Annotated in this window: 3 protein-coding genes and 1 pseudogene; 2 read left to right on the top strand and 2 right to left on the bottom strand. The window is 65.7% G+C overall.

The window, feature by feature from the left end; translation table 11 throughout:
• Together WCB02_RS26720 and WCB02_RS26715 are read left to right on the top strand one after the other, a co-directional pair.
• Positions 1-611: pseudogene (locus WCB02_RS26720) on the top strand (translational GTPase TypA); the annotation flags it as partial.
• Between the two features lie 137 nt (positions 612-748).
• Positions 749-1993 carry a flavin monoamine oxidase family protein gene (locus WCB02_RS26715; protein ID WP_423962760.1) on the top strand — a complete coding sequence of 415 codons (1245 nt, stop codon included), beginning with the start codon at positions 749-751 and terminating at the stop codon, positions 1991-1993.
• A 61-nt stretch (positions 1994-2054) separates the two neighbouring features.
• On the opposite strand, the gene WCB02_RS26710 is transcribed toward WCB02_RS26715, so the two are convergent.
• Positions 2055-2462, bottom strand: a complete 408-nt coding sequence (locus WCB02_RS26710; RefSeq protein ID WP_423962761.1) for a thiol-disulfide oxidoreductase DCC family protein — start codon at positions 2460-2462, stop codon at positions 2055-2057.
• A gap of 63 nt (positions 2463-2525) precedes the next feature.
• On the bottom strand, positions 2526-2973 hold a 448-nt coding region (locus tag WCB02_RS26705; RefSeq protein ID WP_423962759.1), incomplete at its 5' end, for an alpha/beta hydrolase family protein.

Raw genomic sequence — 2973 nt, 5'->3', positions numbered from 1 at the left:
TCGACGTCGACGAGGAGCATTCCGGCGTTGTGGTGCAGAAGATGAGCGAGCGCAAGGCCGAGATGATCGAGATGCGCCCCTCCGGCGGCAACCGCCTGCGGCTGGTGTTCTACGCGCCGACCCGCGGGCTGATCGGCTACCAGGGCGAACTGCTCACCGATACCCGCGGCACCGCGATCATGAACCGCCTGTTCCACGGTTACGCGCCCTACAAGGGCGAGATCCAGGGCCGCCGCAACGGCGTTCTGATCTCCAACGACCAGGGCGACGCCGTGGCCTATGCGATGTTCAAGCTGGAGGACCGCGGCCCGATGATGATCGAGCCGGGCTGCAAGGTCTACAAGGGCATGATCGTCGGCGAGCATACCCGCGACAACGATCTCGAGATCAACGTGCTCAAGGGCAAGCAGCTCACCAACATCCGCACCACCTCGAAGGACGAGGCGGTGCGGCTGACGCCGCCGATCCGGATGACGCTGGAAAAGGCGCTGGCCTATATCGAGGACGACGAACTCGTCGAGGTGACGCCGAAATCGATCCGCCTGCGCAAGAAGCACCTCGACCCCAACGAGCGCAAGCGCGCCGAGAAGACGAAAGAAGCGGTGGCATAACGCGGTAAGATCGGGCAGATCGCGACATGGCCGGGCTTGTCCCGGCCATCCACGTCTTGGACGCTATGAAGGAAAGACGTTGGACGCCCCGGACAAGCCTCGACAAGCCCGGGCATGACGACAAGACGGACGGCACGATGTCCCTCCCCTCCTCCATCGACGTCGCCATCATCGGCGCGGGTGCCGCGGGCCTCGGCGCGGCGCATGCGCTGAAGGACTCCGGCCTGTCCTTCATCGTGCTGGAGGCGCGCGACCGCGTCGGCGGGCGCGGCACCACCGTGCAGGCCGCGCCGGATGTGATCTTCGACGTCGGTTGCGGCTGGCTGCATTCGGCCGACAAGAACTCCTTCGTCAAGATCGCCGGGCAGCTGAATTTCGACGTCGACAAGGCGCTGCCGCCGTGGCGCGAACGCGCCTATGGCAAGGCGTTTCCGCAAGGCGAGCGCGATGATTTCATCCGCGCGCTTGATGCTTTCTACATGCGGGCCGAAGCGGCCGCGGCAAGCGGCCGTGACAGTCCGGCCGATCGCTATCTCGAACCCGGCAACCGCTGGAACCCGATGATCGATGCGATCTCGACCTATGTGAACGGCTGCGAGCTCGACCAGGTTTCCATTCTCGACATGGACGCCTATGAGGACACCAACATCAATTGGCGGGTCCGATGCGGTTATGGCGCGCTGATGACCGCCTATGGCGCGGCGTTGCCGCTGGCGCTGAACTGCCAGGTCACGCTGATTGATCATTCCGGTCAACGCCTGCGCATCGAGAGCTCGCAAGGCACGCTCTCTGCCGGCAAGGCCGTAATCACCGTGCCGACCAGTCTGATCGCGCAGCAAGCGCTCCGCTTTCACCCCGCGCTCCCGGCGAAGGTCGAGGCCGCGGCCGGCCTGCCGCTCGGGCTTGCCGACAAGGTGATGCTGGCGCTCGATGACCCCGGCGATCTGCCGAGCGATGGCAATCTGCGTGGCGCGACCATGCGCACCGAGATGGGCACCTATCATCTGCGTCCGTTCGGCCAGCCCTGCATCGAAGGTTTTTTCGGCGGAAGGTTCGCGCAAACCCTCGAGGACGAAGGGGATGGTGCCATCGCCGCCCACAGCATCGACGAGATCGCAGGCTTCCTCGGTAACGATTTTCGGCGCAAGCTGAAGCCACTGCAGGAATCGCGCTGGGCGCACGATCCCTTCGCGCGCGGCTCCTATTCGCACGCGCTGCCCGGCCACGCCGACAAGCGCGCCGTGCTCGCCGCCCCCGTCAACAACCGGCTGTTCTTCGCCGGCGAAGCCACCTCGCCGAATTTTTTCTCGACCGCGCATGGCGCGCGGGATTCTGGAGAGCGCGCGGCGAAGGAAGTGCTGGCTTCAGATGCGAAACGCTGATTGCGTCTCCACACTCGGTCATTCCGGGGCTGGAAGCGAACCCGGAATGATGCGGGGCGCGTCATTCCATCACCCGCGCCCGCATCGCCGCATCCGGCACGAAGCATTCGTCGTATTTCCCAAAAATCCGATAGCGATTGCGCGCGACGAGACCATAGACCGCGTCCCGCAACGGCCTCGGCACGATGAAGAACATCCGCGTCCAGCCCCAGCCGGGCAGCAGCGACAGCACCGTGAGCGCGCCGCCGGATCTCTTGTAGGCAACGCCGCCATGAATCACGGCGTTGGTGTCGGGGTCATCGGGGTCGATGCCAAAGGTCCGCGACAGCCGCGTACCGTAGGGCGACTGGATCGCGGTGAAGCGAAACCGCGCAGCAACATCGCGCGCGGCGATGAAGCGCACCCAGCGCGAGCAGAACACGCAGACGCCGTCATAGAGGATCACATCGTCGTCCGGCCAGTCACTCAACGGTGTGCTCATCGGTGGTTCGGAACCAACGGCGGATCGAGATGTTGGCACCGAAATACAGCGTCATCGCGTCCTCATCACGGGTGGATGCTTCGCCTTCAGCGCGCCCGCAAGCTCAGGTCCGGCCAATGCAACGCCGGCCGCGGTCTCGACCAGCCAATGCCCCTCCTGGCCTACCGCCGCAAGTTCATGGAAATCGGCCTCGCCACCGCCCTTGCGGAACGCGTCGGCGAGCTGCCGCGAGAAATCGGCCGGAAAATAGCTGTCGTTGGCCGCGACCAGCCAGGTCACCGGCATGCGCGCGCCACGGCCGAATGTGGCGGCTGCGGCCAATAGCGCCTGTGGCGCGCAAATTCGACCGGGGGTGTCGTCGGCATGCCCGCCGCGCCCCGGCGAGAACGCGATGATGGCCGAGACCAGGCTCGGATCTTCGCCAGCCAGCGCCAGCGCGCCCCAGCCGCCGGCCGAGTGCCCGATGATGACGGCGCCGCCCGCCCGGACAAAACGCTGC

The sequence above is a fragment of the Bradyrhizobium sp. genome, assembly GCF_049581145.1.
In the GTDB taxonomy this organism is placed as follows: Bacteria; Pseudomonadota; Alphaproteobacteria; order Rhizobiales; family Xanthobacteraceae; genus Bradyrhizobium.
The sequence above is the reverse complement of the archived record's forward strand: the minus strand, read 5'-3'. Positions and strand labels throughout refer to the sequence as shown.

Coding starts and splice junctions, on each gene's coding strand:
- WCB02_RS26715 (WP_423962760.1), top strand. CDS start 749: ATGTCCCTCCCCTCCTCCATCGACGTCGCCATCATCGGCGCGGGTGCC.